The organism is Ancylobacter terrae (assembly GCF_045108345.1).
In the GTDB taxonomy this organism is placed as follows: Bacteria; Pseudomonadota; Alphaproteobacteria; order Rhizobiales; family Xanthobacteraceae; genus Ancylobacter.
Map to the genome: position 1 here is coordinate 1,428,420 of NZ_JBJGXH010000001.1, position 14,165 is coordinate 1,442,584.

A 14,165-nucleotide genomic window follows, 5' to 3' on the forward strand; every position below is an offset into this window, starting at 1 on the left:
AGGCCATGAAGATTTCCCGTGCCTTCTATGCCGAGATGTTCGGCCCCACCACCGGCGACCGGGTGCGCCTCGCCGATACCTCGCTGGTCATCGAGGTGGAGAAGGATTTCACCGTCTATGGCGAGGAGGTGAAGTTCGGTGGCGGCAAGACCATCCGCGACGGCATGGGCCAGGCGCAGACCACCCGCGCCGGCGGGGCGGTCGACACGGTCATCACCAACGCGCTGATCCTCGACCACTGGGGCATCGTGAAGGCCGATATCGGCCTGCGCGACGGCCTGATCCACGCCATCGGCAAGGCCGGCAACCCGGACATCCAGCCGGGCGTCGACATCGTCATCGGCCCCTCGACCGAGATCATCGCCGGCGAGGGCAAGATCGTCACCGCCGGCGGCTTCGACGCCCATATCCACTTCATCTGCCCCCAGCAGATCGAGCACGCCCTGATGAGCGGCGTCACCACCATGCTCGGCGGCGGCACCGGCCCGGCGGCCGGCACCAACGCCACCACCTGCACGCCGGGTCCGTGGCACATCGAGATGATGCTGCGCGCCTTCGACAGCTTCCCGGTGAACCTCGCGCTCTCCGGCAAGGGCAATTCCTCGCTGCCGGGCGGCCTCGTCGAGCAGATCGAGGCGGGCGCCTGCGCGCTGAAGCTGCACGAGGACTGGGGCACCACGCCGGCCACCATCGACAACTGCCTGTCGGTGGCCGACGATCACGACATTCAGGTGATGATCCACACCGACACGCTGAACGAGAGCGGCTTCGTCGAGGACACGGTGGCCGCCTTCAAGGGCCGCACCATCCACGCCTTCCATACGGAAGGGGCGGGCGGCGGCCATGCGCCCGACATCATGAAGGTGGCGGGCCTGCCGAACGTGCTGCCCTCGTCGACCAACCCGACGCGCCCGTTCACGGTGAACACGCTCGACGAGCATCTCGACATGCTGATGGTGTGCCACCATCTCGACCCGCTGATCGCCGAGGACCTCGCCTTCGCCGAGAGCCGCATCCGCAAGGAGACCATCGCCGCCGAGGACATCCTGCACGACATCGGCGCGCTTTCGATGATCTCCTCCGACAGCCAGGCCATGGGCCGGCTCGGCGAGGTGGTCACCCGTACCTGGCAGACCGCACACAAGATGAAGCTGCAGCGCGGCCCGCTTGCCGGCGACAGCGCGCGCAACGACAACACCCGCGTGAAGCGCTACGTCGCCAAATACACCATCAATCCCGCCATCGCGCACGGCGTCTCGCGCCATATCGGCTCGGTCGAGCCCGGCAAGCTGGCCGACCTGGTGATCTGGACGCCGGCCTTCTTCGGCACCAAGCCGGACATGGTGGTGAAGGGCGGCGTCATCGTCGCGGCGCAGATGGGCGATCCCAACGCCTCGATCCCGACGCCGCAGCCGGTGCATTACCGCGAGATGTGGGGCGCCTTCGGCAAGACCCGCACCGCGACCTCGCTCACCTTCGTCTCCAAGGCGGCGGTGGAGCGCGGCGTCGGCGCCCGGCTGGGGCTGGAGAAGCGGCTGGTCGCGGTCGAGAACGTACGCGGCGGCATCGGCAAGGCCTCGATGATCCACAACGGCGCGACGCCGCGGATCGACATCGACCCCGAGACCTACGAGGTGCGGGCCGACGGCCAGCTGCTCACCTGCGCCCCCGCCACCGAGCTGCCCATGGCGCAGCGCTACTTCCTGTTCTAAGTGTGCGGGGTGCCCGGCTGGAGCATCCTTCGAGGCTCGCTATGCTTGCGCCTCAAGATGATGGTGCAACAGGCACGACGTCATCCCGAGGTGCCGGCCGCGGCCGGCCTCGAAGGATGCCGGCCCAAAGCGCCCCGCTCAGGAGACGATCATGATCCGTGCCCGTACCATTCTCCCCGCCGGCACCTGGGACCAGGCGAGCGCCGCCGACCGCATCGTGCTGCCCCATGACGGGCGTTATCGCCGCCGCATCGCCATGCGCGGGGAGGGGGACGTCGCGTTCCTGCTCGACCTCGTCGAGGCGACCCGCATCAAGGACGGGGATGGGCTGAAGCTCGACGACGGCCGCATCGTCGCCGTGGCGGCCGCCGAGGAGCCGGTGGCCGAGATCACCGCGCGCGATTCCCATCACCTCGCCCGCCTCGCCTGGCATCTCGGCAATCGGCATGTGCCGGCCGAGTTCCTCGCCGACCGCATCCGTATCGCCCGCGATCCGGTGCTGGAGGAGATGGTGCGCGGGCTGGGCGGCGTGGTTGCGGCCGTCGAGGCGCCGTTCGAGCCGGAAGGCGGCGCCTATGAGGCGGCCGAGGCGCACGGCCACCACGACCATGCCCATGGCGAGCACCATCACCATGACGCGGCCTGCGGCTGCGGCCACGATCACGGCCATGACCATGAGCACCACGGTCATCATGACCACGGTCATCATGACCACGGCCATCATGACCACGGCCATCATCACGAACATGGCCACGCCCATGATCACGAGCACCACTATGATCACCACCACGATCACGGGCATCACGAGCATCACGAGCGCGACGTGATGAAGGTCGGTTCGCCGGAAGCCGGGTCCGCGCACGAGCACGGCGACGCCTGCGGCTGCGGCCACGATCATCACGGCCATGGCCACCACGATCCCAAGCATCAGGGCCATGGCCACGATGATCATCACGGGCACGATCATCACCACCACGACCACGGCCGGCATGGCTCGCATCGCCACGACTGAAGCGGCGGCAGGGCCCGCACCCGCGGGGTGCCCTGCGCCAGCCGGCGGGAGCGGGGGGACGACCGCCTCGGGACGCGGGGGAGCCTATGCCGATCCGGCTCCCGGCCACGGGGCGCGGCCCGATCTGCTGCCGCTGTTCGTCTGGCTGTCGCCGGCCTATCCGGTCGGCGCCTTCGCCTATTCCCACGGGCTCGAATGGGCGGTGGAGGCGGGCGACATCCGTGATGCCGCGACGCTGCGGGACTGGATCGACGACCTGCTTGTCGCCGGGGGACCGTTCAGCGACGCCATGTTCCTCGCCCATGCCTGGCGTGCGGCCGGCGGAACGGATGGCGGGTGCGCTGAGCCGCCCGGGCTCGACACCGCCGCGTTGCGCGACGTCGCCGAACTCGCGGCCGCCTTCGCGCCCTCGCGCGAACGGCAGATGGAAAGCCTGAACCAGGGCGACGCCTTCGTCGCCGCCACACGCCTTGCCTGGCCGGCGCCGGGCCTTGACGAGGCCTTCGCCGCCTGGGACGGGCGCTTCGCCTATCCGGTCGCGGTCGGCATCGCGGCGGCGGTCCACGGCCTGCCGCTGGCGCCGACGCTGGATGCCTTCCTGGCGGCGATCGTGTCGAACCTCGTCTCCGCCGCCGTCCGGCTGGTGCCGCTCGGCCAGAGCGACGGCAACCGCACCATCGCCGCGCTGGCGCCGACCATCCGGCGGGCGGCTGCCCGCGCCGGACAGGTGCCGCTCGACCGGATCGGCGGCGCGGCCTTTCGCTCGGACGTCGCCTCCATGCGGCACGAGACACAATACACGCGGCTGTTCCGCAGCTAGAGCCGGCGCCGATCCGCGTGCCGAGCACGTCGGATCACGCTTCAGCGGTCACGTCCCGCGCCCGCGGGCCAGTTTTGGGAGAATACACATGGCAGGGCAGGGCAGTGGTCCGCTCCGGGTCGGCATCGGCGGGCCGGTCGGCTCCGGCAAGACGGCGCTGATGGAGGCGCTGTGCCGCCATTTCAGCGCCGACTACGACCTCTGCGCCATCACCAACGACATCTACACCCGCGAGGACGCCGAGATCCTGACGCGGGCCGGCGCGCTGCCGGCCGAGCGGATCATGGGCGTCGAGACCGGCGGCTGCCCGCACACCGCCATCCGCGAGGATGCCTCGGCGAACCTTGCCGCGATCGCCGACATGCGCGCCCGCTTCCCCGCGCTCGACCTGATCCTGATCGAGTCGGGCGGCGACAATCTCGCGGCGACCTTCTCGCCGGAGCTCGCCGACCTCACCATCTACGTCATCGACGTCTCGGCCGGCGACAAGATCCCGCGCAAGGGCGGGCCGGGCATCACCCGCTCGGACCTTCTGGTGATCAACAAGATCGACCTCGCCCCCCATGTCGGCGCGTCGCTGGAGGTGATGGACCGGGATTCGCGCCGGATGCGCGGCGTGCGCCCCTATGTCTTCGCCAATGTCCGGGCGGGTACGGGGGTTGCCGAGATCGCCGCCTTCATCGCGCAGGCCGGGGGCCTGGCCGAGCCGGCGGACGCGGCGACGCGGGTGGCCTGAGGCGTCCGTCTACATCCCGTCGCCGCGCCGCCGTCCGGCGACGTGGGGCCGCCGGTTGACGCAGCGTTCACCATGTCTGGCAAAGGCTGGTTAACGGGCCACGCATTACCGTCAGTTGCAGATAGGCTCGCCTATCGCCCCCCCATGAGCGCGTGGCAAGCGCGTCTCGCGACGGAATGGTCCGGACAGACATGACATTCCCCCTGCCGGAGAACGAAGCCGCGCGGCTGGCCGATCTCCACGCGATGGATGTGCTCGATGCGCCACCCACGTCGGGGATGCAGGCGGTATGTTCCCTGGCGCGGGAGATGCTCGGCGTGCCGCACGCCTGCGTCGGCCTGGTCGACCGGGAGGCGCAATGGTTCAAGGCGCGCTCCGGCGTCGACTTCTCCGGCACCTCGCGCGAACAGTCCTTCAGCACCTGGACGATCCTCACCGAGGACATCCTGGTCGTTCCGGACACCCACGCCGACCCGCGCTTCGCCTCGAACATCTATGTCGTCGGCGAACCTCACATACGTTTCTATGTCGGCGCGCCCATCGCGGTCCGGCAGGGACTGAACATCGGCTCGCTCTGCATCTTCGGGCCGGAGCCCCGCGAACTTTCGGCGCACGAGGCCGAGATCGTCCGCCAGCTGGCGCAGGTCGTCGCCGACCAGTTCCGCCTGCACGAGGCGACGCGGCGCGCCCGGCGCGAACTCGACCACCGCCGCAACAGCCAGAACCTGATCGAGCAGCAGAGCCGCGAGCTGTGGCGGCGCCAGACCTTGCTCGGCCAGACCGAACGCCTCGCCAAGGTGGGCGGCTGGGAGTGCGACGTCCATTCCCAGCGGCTCGCCTGGTCGGACGGCGTCTATCGCATCTACGGCATGATCCCGGGCAAGGAACCCTCGGCCGATCTGGCGCTATCGCATTTTCCGCCCGAGGCCCGGGCCATTTTCACCCGCAAATACGCCCAGGCTCTCCGGACCGGGCAGCCCTTCGAGGTGGAGCTGCCCTTTATCAACGTCGCCGGCGAACACCGGATCGTGCGCAAGACCTGCCACGTCGAGTTCGAGGGCAACAAGGCGGTCCGCGCCTTCGGCATCCTTCAGGACGTGACCGAGCAGAAGGAAGCCGAACAGCGCATGTGGCACATGGCCAACCATGATGCGCTGACCGACCTGCCGAACCGGGGCCTGCTGCGCGACCGGCTGGAAGCCGCTCTGCGGCGCGCGCGCCGCGCCGGCACCCATGTGGTGCTGCTGCTGATCGATCTCGACCAGTTCAAGAATGTCAACGACACGCTCGGCCACGATGCCGGCGACGCGCTGCTGATCGAGGTGGCGCGACGTCTCGTCGGGTGCGTGCGGGATGTCGATACCGTGGCGCGGCTCGGCGGCGACGAATTCATCGTCCTGCTCGACCGCATCGAACGTCCCGACGAGGGCTTGCGGGTGACCGAGCGCATCCTCGCCGCGCTGCGCACGCCCTTCGTCTACCGGAAGACCGCGCTGTCCTGCCGGTCCAGCGTCGGCATCGCGGTCGCGCCCGACCACGGCTCCGATCCGGTCGAACTGCTGAAGAGCGCCGACATCGCCCTGTACCGGGCGAAATCCGCCGGACGCGGCATCTCGGTCGAATATGCGGCGGAAATGCGCGAGGCGACCGAGAGCCGGCTTCACCTCGCCACGCGGGTGCGGCTCGCCCTCGCCAATAACGAGTTCGTGCCCTACTACCAGCCGAAAGTGTCGCTCCACAGCGGCACCATCTCCGGCTTCGAGGCCCTGCTGCGCTGGCGCCATCCCCGCAAGGGCCTGCTGGGGCCGGGGGAATTCCACCAGGTGTTCGACGATGCCGACCTCGCGGTGGAACTCGGCGAGCGGGTACTGGACATGGCGCTGCGCGACATGTCCAGCTGGATCGCCAATGGCGAACCGTTCGGGCGCGTGGCGGTCAACGTCTCCTCCGCCGAATTCGCCCGCAACAATCTTGCCGAGCGCGTGCTCGGCGCGCTGGCGCGGGCGAACGTGCCGCCCCATCGCCTGACCATCGAGGTGACCGAGAGCGTCTTCCTGGGGCGCGGCATCGAATCGGTCCGCACCAACCTGCAGGCCCTGCACGATGCCGGCGTGCTGATCGCGCTCGACGATTTCGGCACCGGCTACGCCTCGCTGACCCATCTCAAGCAATTCCCGGTGGATCGCATCAAGATCGACCGTTCCTTCGTCCGCGATCTCGAACGGGACGCCGACGATGCCGCCATCGTGCGCGCCGTCATCAATCTCGGTCACAGCCTGGGCATCATGACGGTGGCGGAGGGCGTCGAGACCGTGTCGCAAGCCGCCTATCTGCGCATGAACGGCTGCGATCTGGCGCAGGGCTACCTGTTCTCCAAGGCGCTGCCGGCCTCGCGCGTCCCGTGGTTGCTGCGCAACTGGACGATGCCGGTCATCGGCCTGCCCATGCACACGTCCGAGCGCGCCGCCGGCTGATCGCCCCTTTTCCCGCGCTACCGCCGCTGATTTCGCGGCCGTCCGCCCGTTGGTGGACGATGTCGCTTGTATTGGCGCTGTCGACGCATTAGTTCATCACTAGTGATGAATAACACTTTATAACGTCTCAAAGGTGAAGAGGGGTTTCATCACTGCGCATCCGTTCGTTACTTACCTTGGAAATATTCTACATGACGGATACAGAGGAGAGCGGCAACCGGACCGGCACCCCCGCCAAACTGGCGCGCCGGGTCAGCGTGGTCGACCAGACCATCGACAGCCGCGACCTGTTCATCGCCACCAAGGAAATCACCATCGCCCATCGCGGCGAGCGCTATCGGCTGCGTCTTACCGCCCAGAACAAGCTCATCCTCACCAAGTGACGGCGCCCCGCCCTGACGCAGCGGCATGCCGCAATAGGGCGCGACGCGCACGCTTTGGACGAAACAACGCCGCGATCCATGTGTTAACGTCCCGGTGACAAATGGGTGCCCGGCAGGTCATGCTGCCGGCGCGCCGGCGGTTCGCAAACCGCCGTGTTCCGGGGGGAATGCATGTACCAGTCGCGTAGGAACGGCTCCGGCACGTCCGGTCAGCTCGCCGGGAACGAATCATCGGAACAATCCGCTAAAGGCAGGCCGGGGCCGGCGAAGGCGCTCTGGGCGGCGCTGCTGCTGGCCGCCGCGGCGCTGCTGCCATCCGCGCCGGCCGCCCGGGCACAGGCCCAGCAGGGCGGCGTGATGATGCCCGGCGATGCCGTCGTCACCGGCTTTGCCGGCGCCCGGCCGGGCCCCGCGTCGAGCGGCACCGATCCCGCCGATTCGCTGGTGATCGACCTTGCCGGTCCCTCCGCCCGCATCGTCTCGCTGCAGCAGCTCGGCGGCCCGCCGCGGGGCCAGCTGGTCAATGCGGCCAAGCCGCTCACCATTCCGGCGAGCGCGGTCGGCCAGGTGTTCGGCGTCACGCTCGACGACGCGACGCCCCCCAACGCCTATCTCGCCGCCACCTCCGCCTACGGCCTGCCGATCGTCGGGGCCGATGGCGCGCGGCTGCGTCAGGGCGCGCCGGGCGCCATGTTCATGCCGGGCCTGTTCGGTCCCGCCCAGAGCGGCGGCGGACCGGGCTCGATCTGGCGGATCGACGGCGCCACCGGGCAGGTGAGCCTGTTCACCGATGTGCGGCTGAACAATGTGCCCAATTCCGGCGCGGCGCTCGGCGGGCTCGCGTTCGATTCCGCCTCCAAGCAGGTGTTCGCCGCCGACCGCGGCACCGGCATGATCCATGCCTTCTGGCTCGACGGCCGCGAGACCGGCATTTACGACCACGGCGTCGCCGGACGGCAGGCGCTGGGGATGGAGCCGGTGGCGGACGTGCCGACGGGGCGCACCGACATCACCCAGCCGGGCTTCGAGGTGGAGCGGCCGGAGAGCTGGGGCTATGCGCCCCAGCCGCGCCTGGTGAACGGCCTCGCCGTGCGCAACGGGCGCCTCTACTACTCCGTGGCCGAGGGGCCGCAGGTCTGGTCGATCGGCATCAACAATCGCGGCGGCTTCGGCAACGACCCGCGCTTCGAGGTCGAAATCCCCGCCCTGCGCGAGGGCATCGAGATTTCCGAGCTCGCCTTCGACCGCGCGGGGCTGCTCTATGTCGCCGAACGCGGCCAGACGCTCGGCGCCTATGATTTCCGCGAGCTCGCCTCGGCCGGCGAGGCGCGGGTGATGCGGTTCAAGCCGCTGCGCCAGCCCGATCCGAACAGCGGCGCGCACTGGGATTCGGTCGGCGAGGAATATGCCGTCGGCATGACGCCCGCCTTCTCGAACGGCAATGGCGGCATCGCCATCGGCAATGGCTACGACCGCAACGGCAATATCGCGCCCGCGACCTGCGGCACCACGCTGTGGAGCACCGGCGAGCGCCTGCGCGACCCGGCCGACCAGCAGGCCGCCGGCACTCTCGTCCGCGACGGCTTCCTCGAGGTGGACGGGCTGCAGGGCAACGCCCTCGATCTCGTGCGCCCGAAGAACGAGCCGCCGAGCACGAGCTGGTTCATCGACTATGACGACCGGCAGGGCAATCCCGACGCGCGCGGCCATATGGGCGGCATCGCCATCTGGCAGTTCTGCCGTCCCGCGCAGGGCAGCGCGGCCCCGCCGCCCCCGCCGCCGGTGGCCTTCGCGCCGCCGCCGCCTCCGCCGCCCGCGGTCGGCTATGGCTGTCCGCCCGGCACCTATTTCGACGGCGAATACTGCTCGGTGCCGGTGCGCTGCCCGGTGGGCACGCGCTTCCGCGACGGCGCCTGCGTCTATGACTGCCCGCCCGGCCTCGTGCGTTATCGCGGCACCTGCGTGCCGCCGCCGATCTACTGCGACCCCTACGACATCTTCGTCGACGGGCGCTGCGTGACGCCGGGCTGCCCGCCCGGGCTGATCATGCGGCGTGGCGGCTATTGCGGCTGCCCGAACGGCTCCACCTGGTACAACGGCCGCTGCGTGCGCGACAATTACTGCCCGCCGGGCCTGCAGGCGCTGCCGGGCGGCGTGTGCGGCTGCCCGTGGGGCCAGCGTTACGATCGTGGCCGCTGCCTGCCCAACATCCCGATCTGCCAGCCCTGGGAGATGCTCTATAACGGCTATTGCTACCCGCGCCCCGTCGGCGACCGCTGCCCGCCCGGCACCATCCGCCGCGGCGACTATTGCGTGCGCCCGAGCGATCCGTGGATCGATCCGCGCCCGGGTCCGGGCATGTGCCGCCCCGGCGAGATCTTCATCGACGGCTGGTGCCGGCCGCGGCCGGTGAACGATCGCTGCCCGCCCGGCAGCATCCGCGCCGGCGACGCCTGCATTCCCGGCGTGCGGCCGCGGCCCGGCGACGACAATTGCCCGCCCGGCTATCTGCGCGATCACGGCGCCTGCATCCCCGGGCGGGGCCCGGTCGGACCCGGCCCCGTCGGACCCGGCCCGGTCGGACCCGGCCCGGTCGGACCCGGCCCTGTCGGACCCGGCCCCGTCGGACCCGGCCCCGTCGGACCTGGGCCCGTCGGACCTGGGCCCGTCGGTCCTGGCCCGGATGGCCTCGGACCTGTCGGCCCCCGCGGTCCGGGAATCGGACGTCCGGGCGTCGGCTGCCCGCCCGGTTTCGCCCGACAGGAAAACGGCCGCTGCGTCGACGTCCGTCCCGGCACGCGCCCGCCGCAAGGTGGACCTCCGCCCGGTGGTCCGCCGCCGCAAGGTGGTCCGGGTCCTGACGGTCGTCCCCCGCAGGGCGGTCCGCCTCCGGGCCAGCGCCCGCCGCAGGGTGGACCTCCGCCCGGTGGTCCGCCGCCTCAGGGCGGTCCGGGGCCGGATGGTCGTCCGCCGCAGGGCGGCCCGCCTCCGGGCCAGCGCCCGCCGCAGGGTGGACCTCCGCCCGGTGGTCCGCCGCCTCAGGGTGGTCCGGGGCCGGATGGTCGTCCCCCTCAGGGCGGTCCGCCCCCGGGCCAGCGTCCGCCTCAGGGTGGTCCGGGGCTTGACGGTCGCCCCCCGCAGGGCGGCCCGCCTCCGGGCCAGCGCCCGCCGCAAGGTGGACCTCCGCCCGGTGGCCCGCCGCCTCAGGGTGGTCCGGGTCCTGACGGTCGTCCCCCGCAGGGCGGTCCGCCTCCGGGCCAGCGTCCGCCGCAAGGTGGACCTCCGCCCGGTGGCCCGCCGCCTCAGGGTGGTCCGGGGCCGGACGGTCGTCCCCCGCAGGGCGGTCCGCCGCCGGGCCAGCGTCCGCCGCAGGGTGGACCTCCGCCCGGTGGTCCGCCGCCTCAGGGTGGGCCGGGGCCAGATGGTCGTCCGCCGCAAGGCGGTCCGCCTCCGGGCCAGCGTCCGCCGCAAGGTGGACCTCCGCCCGGTGGTCCGTCGCCTCAGGGTGGGCCGGCACCAGATGGTCGTCCGCCGCAGGGCGGCCCGCCTCCGGGCCAGCGTCCGCCGCAAGGTGGACCTCCGCCGAGCTCGCGGCAGCCGCAGGGCGGGCCTCCGCAGGGCGGTCCGCCCCCGGAGCGGCCGCGTCGTGATCAGGGCGGCCCGCCGCCGAGCTCGCGGCAACCGCAGGGTGGACCTCCGCAGGGCGGTCCGCCGCCGGAGCGGCCGCGTCGCGATCAGGGCGGCCCGCCGCCGAGCGCGCGGCAGCCGCAGGGTGGACCTCCGCAGGGCGGTCCGCCACCGGAGAGGCCGCGTCGCGATCAGGGCGGCCCGCCGCCGAACGCACGTCCGCAGCCGCAGGGTGCCCCGCCGCAAGGCCAGCGGCCGCCCCAGGGGGCGCCGCCTCAGGGGCAGCGGCAGCGGCCGGACTGCCGTCCCGGCCAGCCGGGGTGCCCGCCGCCGCAATAGTCCCGTCATGCCGCGGATCCGTCCTTGCGACGGGTCCGCGGGTAGGCCGGCCGGATCGTCGGGCAAACCGTTGTAGAGCGGCAACAGATCGGCCCCGCCGGACGCGAGCGGGGCCTGCGACCTTTGCCGCCGGCCGGCTTCTGGTATGGTCCCCGCCACGCGTGACGGGGCAGGGAAGCGATGCAGCGGGCCTATGACAGGCTGGCCGGGGTGAGGGGCGAACGCGCGCGCGGCGTGCGCGTCGACATCTTCGGCCGCGGCATTTCCGGCTGGATCGCCAAGCTGTTCGACGATGCCACCCGCACCGATCGGCGCGCGGTTCTGTTCCTCGTCGCCCTGTGCCTCGTCGGCTATCTGCCCGGCTTTGCCGCCATTCCGCCGATCGACCGGACGGAATCGCGCGTCGCGCTCGCTTCGCAGCGGCTGATCGAATCGGACGACCCGACTTATGCGCGCCTCGGCAATGGCGGCCACGCCCGTCGGGTGCCCGGCATCCATGCGCTCCAGGAAGCGGCGGTCACACTCGCGCAGGGGATCGGCGTACCGGACGCCGACCGCATCATCGCGGTGTACCGCCTGCCCTCGCTCGTCGCCGCCATCGCCGCGGTGCTGCTCACCTTCTGGGCCGGTCTGGCGCTCCTCAGCCGGCGCGCGGCGCTGCTGGCGGCGACGCTGCTCGCCACCTGCGCGGCGCTGATGGTGGAGGCGCGGCTGGCGCGGGCGGAAGCGGTCGTGCTCGCCGCCACGGTGGCCGCGATGGGGGCGATGGCCCGCGCCTATCTCGCCACGGCGCGGCGCGACGACGGCACTACTCCAGCAGCCACGGCCGACTGGAGGCTCGCCGCCATCTTCTGGGGCGCGATCGCCTTCGGCCTGTGGGCCAAGGGGCCGATGGCGCTGGTCTATCCCGCGCTGGCGGCGCTCGCCCTCGGCATCGGCGATCGCTCCGTGCGCTTCCTGCGTCCGCTGGCGCCGCTGGTCGGCGCTCCGCTGCTGCTCGCGCTGCTCGCCTTCTGGCTCTGGCCGCAATCGGTGTCGACGCTGCCGCCGGACCCGGCGACGCGCGACCTGATCGCCCGCATCGGCGATGCCGGGGATGGGTTCGGCGCCCCGCCCGGCGCCTATCTGCTGGCCTTCTGGGGCAGCTTCTGGCCGGCGGCGCCGCTGGCGCTGCTGGCCGTGCCGGTGATCTGGCGGGCGCGGCGGCTGGTGCGCGTGCGTTTCCTGCTGGCCTGGCTGGTGCCGGCCTGGCTGCTGCTGGAGATGCTGCCGACCAAGATTCCCTATCTCGTGCTGCCGACCTTCCCGGCGGTGGCGCTGCTCATCGCGCTCGCCGTCCAGCACGGCAGCGCGGTCGTGCTCGCCAACAGGCGGCTGGCGCGGGCGCTGTGGGCGTGGCCGGCGGTGGGCGCGCTCATCGCCGTGCTGGCGCTGCTCGCCCTCGCCGTGTTCGACCGCACCACCAGCCTGCTGGCCTGGCCGCTGCTGGTGGCGGGCTTCCTCGCCCTGGTCGTGGCCGTGGTGTTCGTCACCGATTACGGGGTCGAGAAGGCCTCGCTGCTGGCCGTGGCCGGCATGCTGGTGTCCGGCTTCGGCGTGATGCAGCTCATCCTGCCGCGCATGGAAAGCGCGTGGGTCGCATCGCGGCTGGTCGACCTCGCCGAGGCGGAGACCTGCGCGGAGGGCGCCGGCCCGCTGCAATTCGCCTCGGCCGGCTATGCCGAGCCGAGCTTCGCCTTCCTGATGCCGGGACGGCTGCGATTCGTGAACGGCACGGCCGCGGCCGAATTCCTCGCCGGCCGCGGCTGTCGCGTCGTGTTCGTGGAACGCCGGGCGGAGAATGCGTTCGCCCGCCGCGCCGATGCGCTCGGGCTCTCCTTCGAGCGCGGCGCCGACATTTCCGGCTATGACTATGCCGCCGGGCGCCGCCTCACCATCTCGCTGTACCGGGCGTCCGGCGGCTGGTGAGCCGGCGCGGACGCCCGCAGCGCGTCAGAGCGCCGGGTTCCAGAAGGTCGGCACGAAGCGGTAGCCGTCGCCGTTCTTCTCGATGTTGCCCACCGCCGGGAACGGGATGTGGTAGCCGGCGATCGGCAGCCGGTCGGCGGAGGCCATGTCGTAGAGCTTGCGCCGGGTCTCGACCGCCTTGGCCCCGTCCATGTCGAAGCGCAGCTGCCAGTCGGGATTGACCATGAAGGCGGCCGGCAGGTTCGAGGTGTCCGACTGCACCAGCAGCTTGTCGTTGCCGGAGGCGATCATGAAGGCGGTGTGGCCGGGCGTATGGCCCGGCGCCGCCAGCGAGGTGATGCCCGGCACCAGTTCCTTGTCCCATTCGTAGCGGTTGATGCGGCTGTCGAAGTCCTTGAACACGCGGCGCACGTTCTTGAAGTTGGCCTGCAGCGCCTCCGGCGCCCGGCTCATCTCGCCATCGTCCATCCAGAACGCCCATTCCGGGGCCGGCACCAGGATCTCCGCATTCGGATAGGCGAGGGAGCCCTCGCTGGTGCGCAGGCCGTTGATGTGGTCGGGGTGGAAATGGGAGATGACGACCATGTCGACATCGGCCGGCTTCACGCCCGCCCAGCCGAGATTGGCCGGCAGCTTGCCGACGGTGGTCGAGGTGCCCTGCGGGCCGTTGCCGGTGTCGATCAGCACCAGCTTGGAGCCGGTGTTCACCAGCAGCGGCGTGAAGGTGAGGGGAAACTGGTCCTTCGGCAGGAAGGCCGCCTCGAGCGCCTTGTTGATGTCGTCCGTGCTGGCGTTGCGCACGAAACCGTCGGGAAACGCGATGCGGTTGACGCCGTCGTTCACCGCCGTCAGTTCCAGCGCCCCGATCTTGTAGCGGTAGATGCCCGGCACCTGCTGGCCGGCGGCGGAGAGGGTCGCCTGCGCCGGCGTGGCGGCGGCCATCAGCGAGGCTCCGGCGGCGAGGGAAAGGGCGGGGGTGAGGGCAGAGCGGGCAAGGAGGTCGCGTCGGTTGATCTCGGTCATTATCCAATCCGTGTGCCGGTGGCCGTTTCGGCGGGCAGGGCAGGCTAGACCATGCCCTCCCATCGCGCGAC

9 protein-coding genes are annotated in these 14,165 nt (G+C 71.2%); 8 read left to right on the forward strand and 1 reads right to left on the reverse strand.

What is annotated here, in order from left to right; translation table 11 throughout:
• Nucleotides 1-5: 5 nt before the first annotated feature.
• The 8 genes from ureC (at nt 6) to ACEUEL_RS06880 (ending at nt 13,071) form a co-directional block, all read left to right on the forward strand.
• On the forward strand, nt 6-1,712 hold the full coding sequence (ureC, locus tag ACEUEL_RS06845; protein ID WP_405703472.1) for an urease subunit alpha: 1,707 nt from the start codon (nt 6-8) through the stop codon (nt 1,710-1,712).
• Nucleotides 1,713-1,863: 151 nt separating this feature from the next.
• Entirely contained in the window at nt 1,864-2,724 is an 861-nt protein-coding gene (locus tag ACEUEL_RS06850; protein WP_405703473.1) for an urease accessory protein UreE, read from the forward strand.
• Nucleotides 2,648-3,544: an urease accessory protein UreF gene (locus ACEUEL_RS06855; protein WP_405703475.1), complete on the forward strand. Its 897-nt coding sequence runs from the start codon at nt 2,648-2,650 to the stop codon at nt 3,542-3,544. Before ACEUEL_RS06850 ends, ACEUEL_RS06855 begins: the two co-directional genes overlap by 77 nt.
• A gap of 88 nt (nt 3,545-3,632) precedes the next feature.
• Nucleotides 3,633-4,280, forward strand: coding sequence for an urease accessory protein UreG (ureG, locus tag ACEUEL_RS06860; RefSeq protein ID WP_405703477.1), 648 nt, complete (start codon nt 3,633-3,635; stop codon nt 4,278-4,280).
• A 191-nt stretch (nt 4,281-4,471) separates the two neighbouring features.
• Nucleotides 4,472-6,754 (forward strand): sensor domain-containing phosphodiesterase, encoded by a 2,283-nt coding sequence (locus ACEUEL_RS06865; protein ID WP_405703478.1) that lies wholly within the window; start codon nt 4,472-4,474, stop codon nt 6,752-6,754.
• Between the two features lie 191 nt (nt 6,755-6,945).
• On the forward strand, nt 6,946-7,137 hold the full coding sequence (gene hemP, locus ACEUEL_RS06870; protein ID WP_405703479.1) for a hemin uptake protein HemP: 192 nt from the start codon (nt 6,946-6,948) through the stop codon (nt 7,135-7,137).
• A gap of 171 nt (nt 7,138-7,308) precedes the next feature.
• A complete protein-coding gene (locus ACEUEL_RS06875; RefSeq protein ID WP_405703481.1) occupies nt 7,309-11,103 on the forward strand; it encodes a YncE family protein in 3,795 nt (1,264 codons plus the stop codon).
• A gap of 180 nt (nt 11,104-11,283) precedes the next feature.
• Nucleotides 11,284-13,071, forward strand: a complete 1,788-nt coding sequence (locus tag ACEUEL_RS06880) for an ArnT family glycosyltransferase (protein ID WP_405703483.1) — start codon at nt 11,284-11,286, stop codon at nt 13,069-13,071.
• Between the two features lie 24 nt (nt 13,072-13,095).
• Here ACEUEL_RS06880 and ACEUEL_RS06885 read toward each other — a convergent pair whose 3' ends face one another.
• Nucleotides 13,096-14,094, reverse strand: a complete 999-nt coding sequence (locus ACEUEL_RS06885; protein WP_405703484.1) for an MBL fold metallo-hydrolase — start codon at nt 14,092-14,094, stop codon at nt 13,096-13,098.
• Nucleotides 14,095-14,165 lie beyond the last annotated feature (71 nt).

Bases quoted from the DNA above. Each gene is read 5' to 3' on its own strand.
- ureC (WP_405703472.1), top strand. From the start codon at position 6: ATGAAGATTTCCCGTGCCTTCTATGCCGAGATGTTCGGCCCCACCACC.
- ACEUEL_RS06850 (WP_405703473.1), top strand. From the start codon at position 1,864: ATGATCCGTGCCCGTACCATTCTCCCCGCCGGCACCTGGGACCAGGCG.
- ACEUEL_RS06855 (WP_405703475.1), top strand. From the start codon at position 2,648: ATGGCCACGATGATCATCACGGGCACGATCATCACCACCACGACCACG.
- ureG (WP_405703477.1), top strand. From the start codon at position 3,633: ATGGCAGGGCAGGGCAGTGGTCCGCTCCGGGTCGGCATCGGCGGGCCG.
- ACEUEL_RS06865 (WP_405703478.1), top strand. From the start codon at position 4,472: ATGACATTCCCCCTGCCGGAGAACGAAGCCGCGCGGCTGGCCGATCTC.
- hemP (WP_405703479.1), top strand. From the start codon at position 6,946: ATGACGGATACAGAGGAGAGCGGCAACCGGACCGGCACCCCCGCCAAA.
- ACEUEL_RS06875 (WP_405703481.1), top strand. From the start codon at position 7,309: ATGTACCAGTCGCGTAGGAACGGCTCCGGCACGTCCGGTCAGCTCGCC.
- ACEUEL_RS06880 (WP_405703483.1), top strand. From the start codon at position 11,284: ATGCAGCGGGCCTATGACAGGCTGGCCGGGGTGAGGGGCGAACGCGCG.
- ACEUEL_RS06885 (WP_405703484.1), bottom strand. From the start codon at position 14,094: ATGACCGAGATCAACCGACGCGACCTCCTTGCCCGCTCTGCCCTCACC.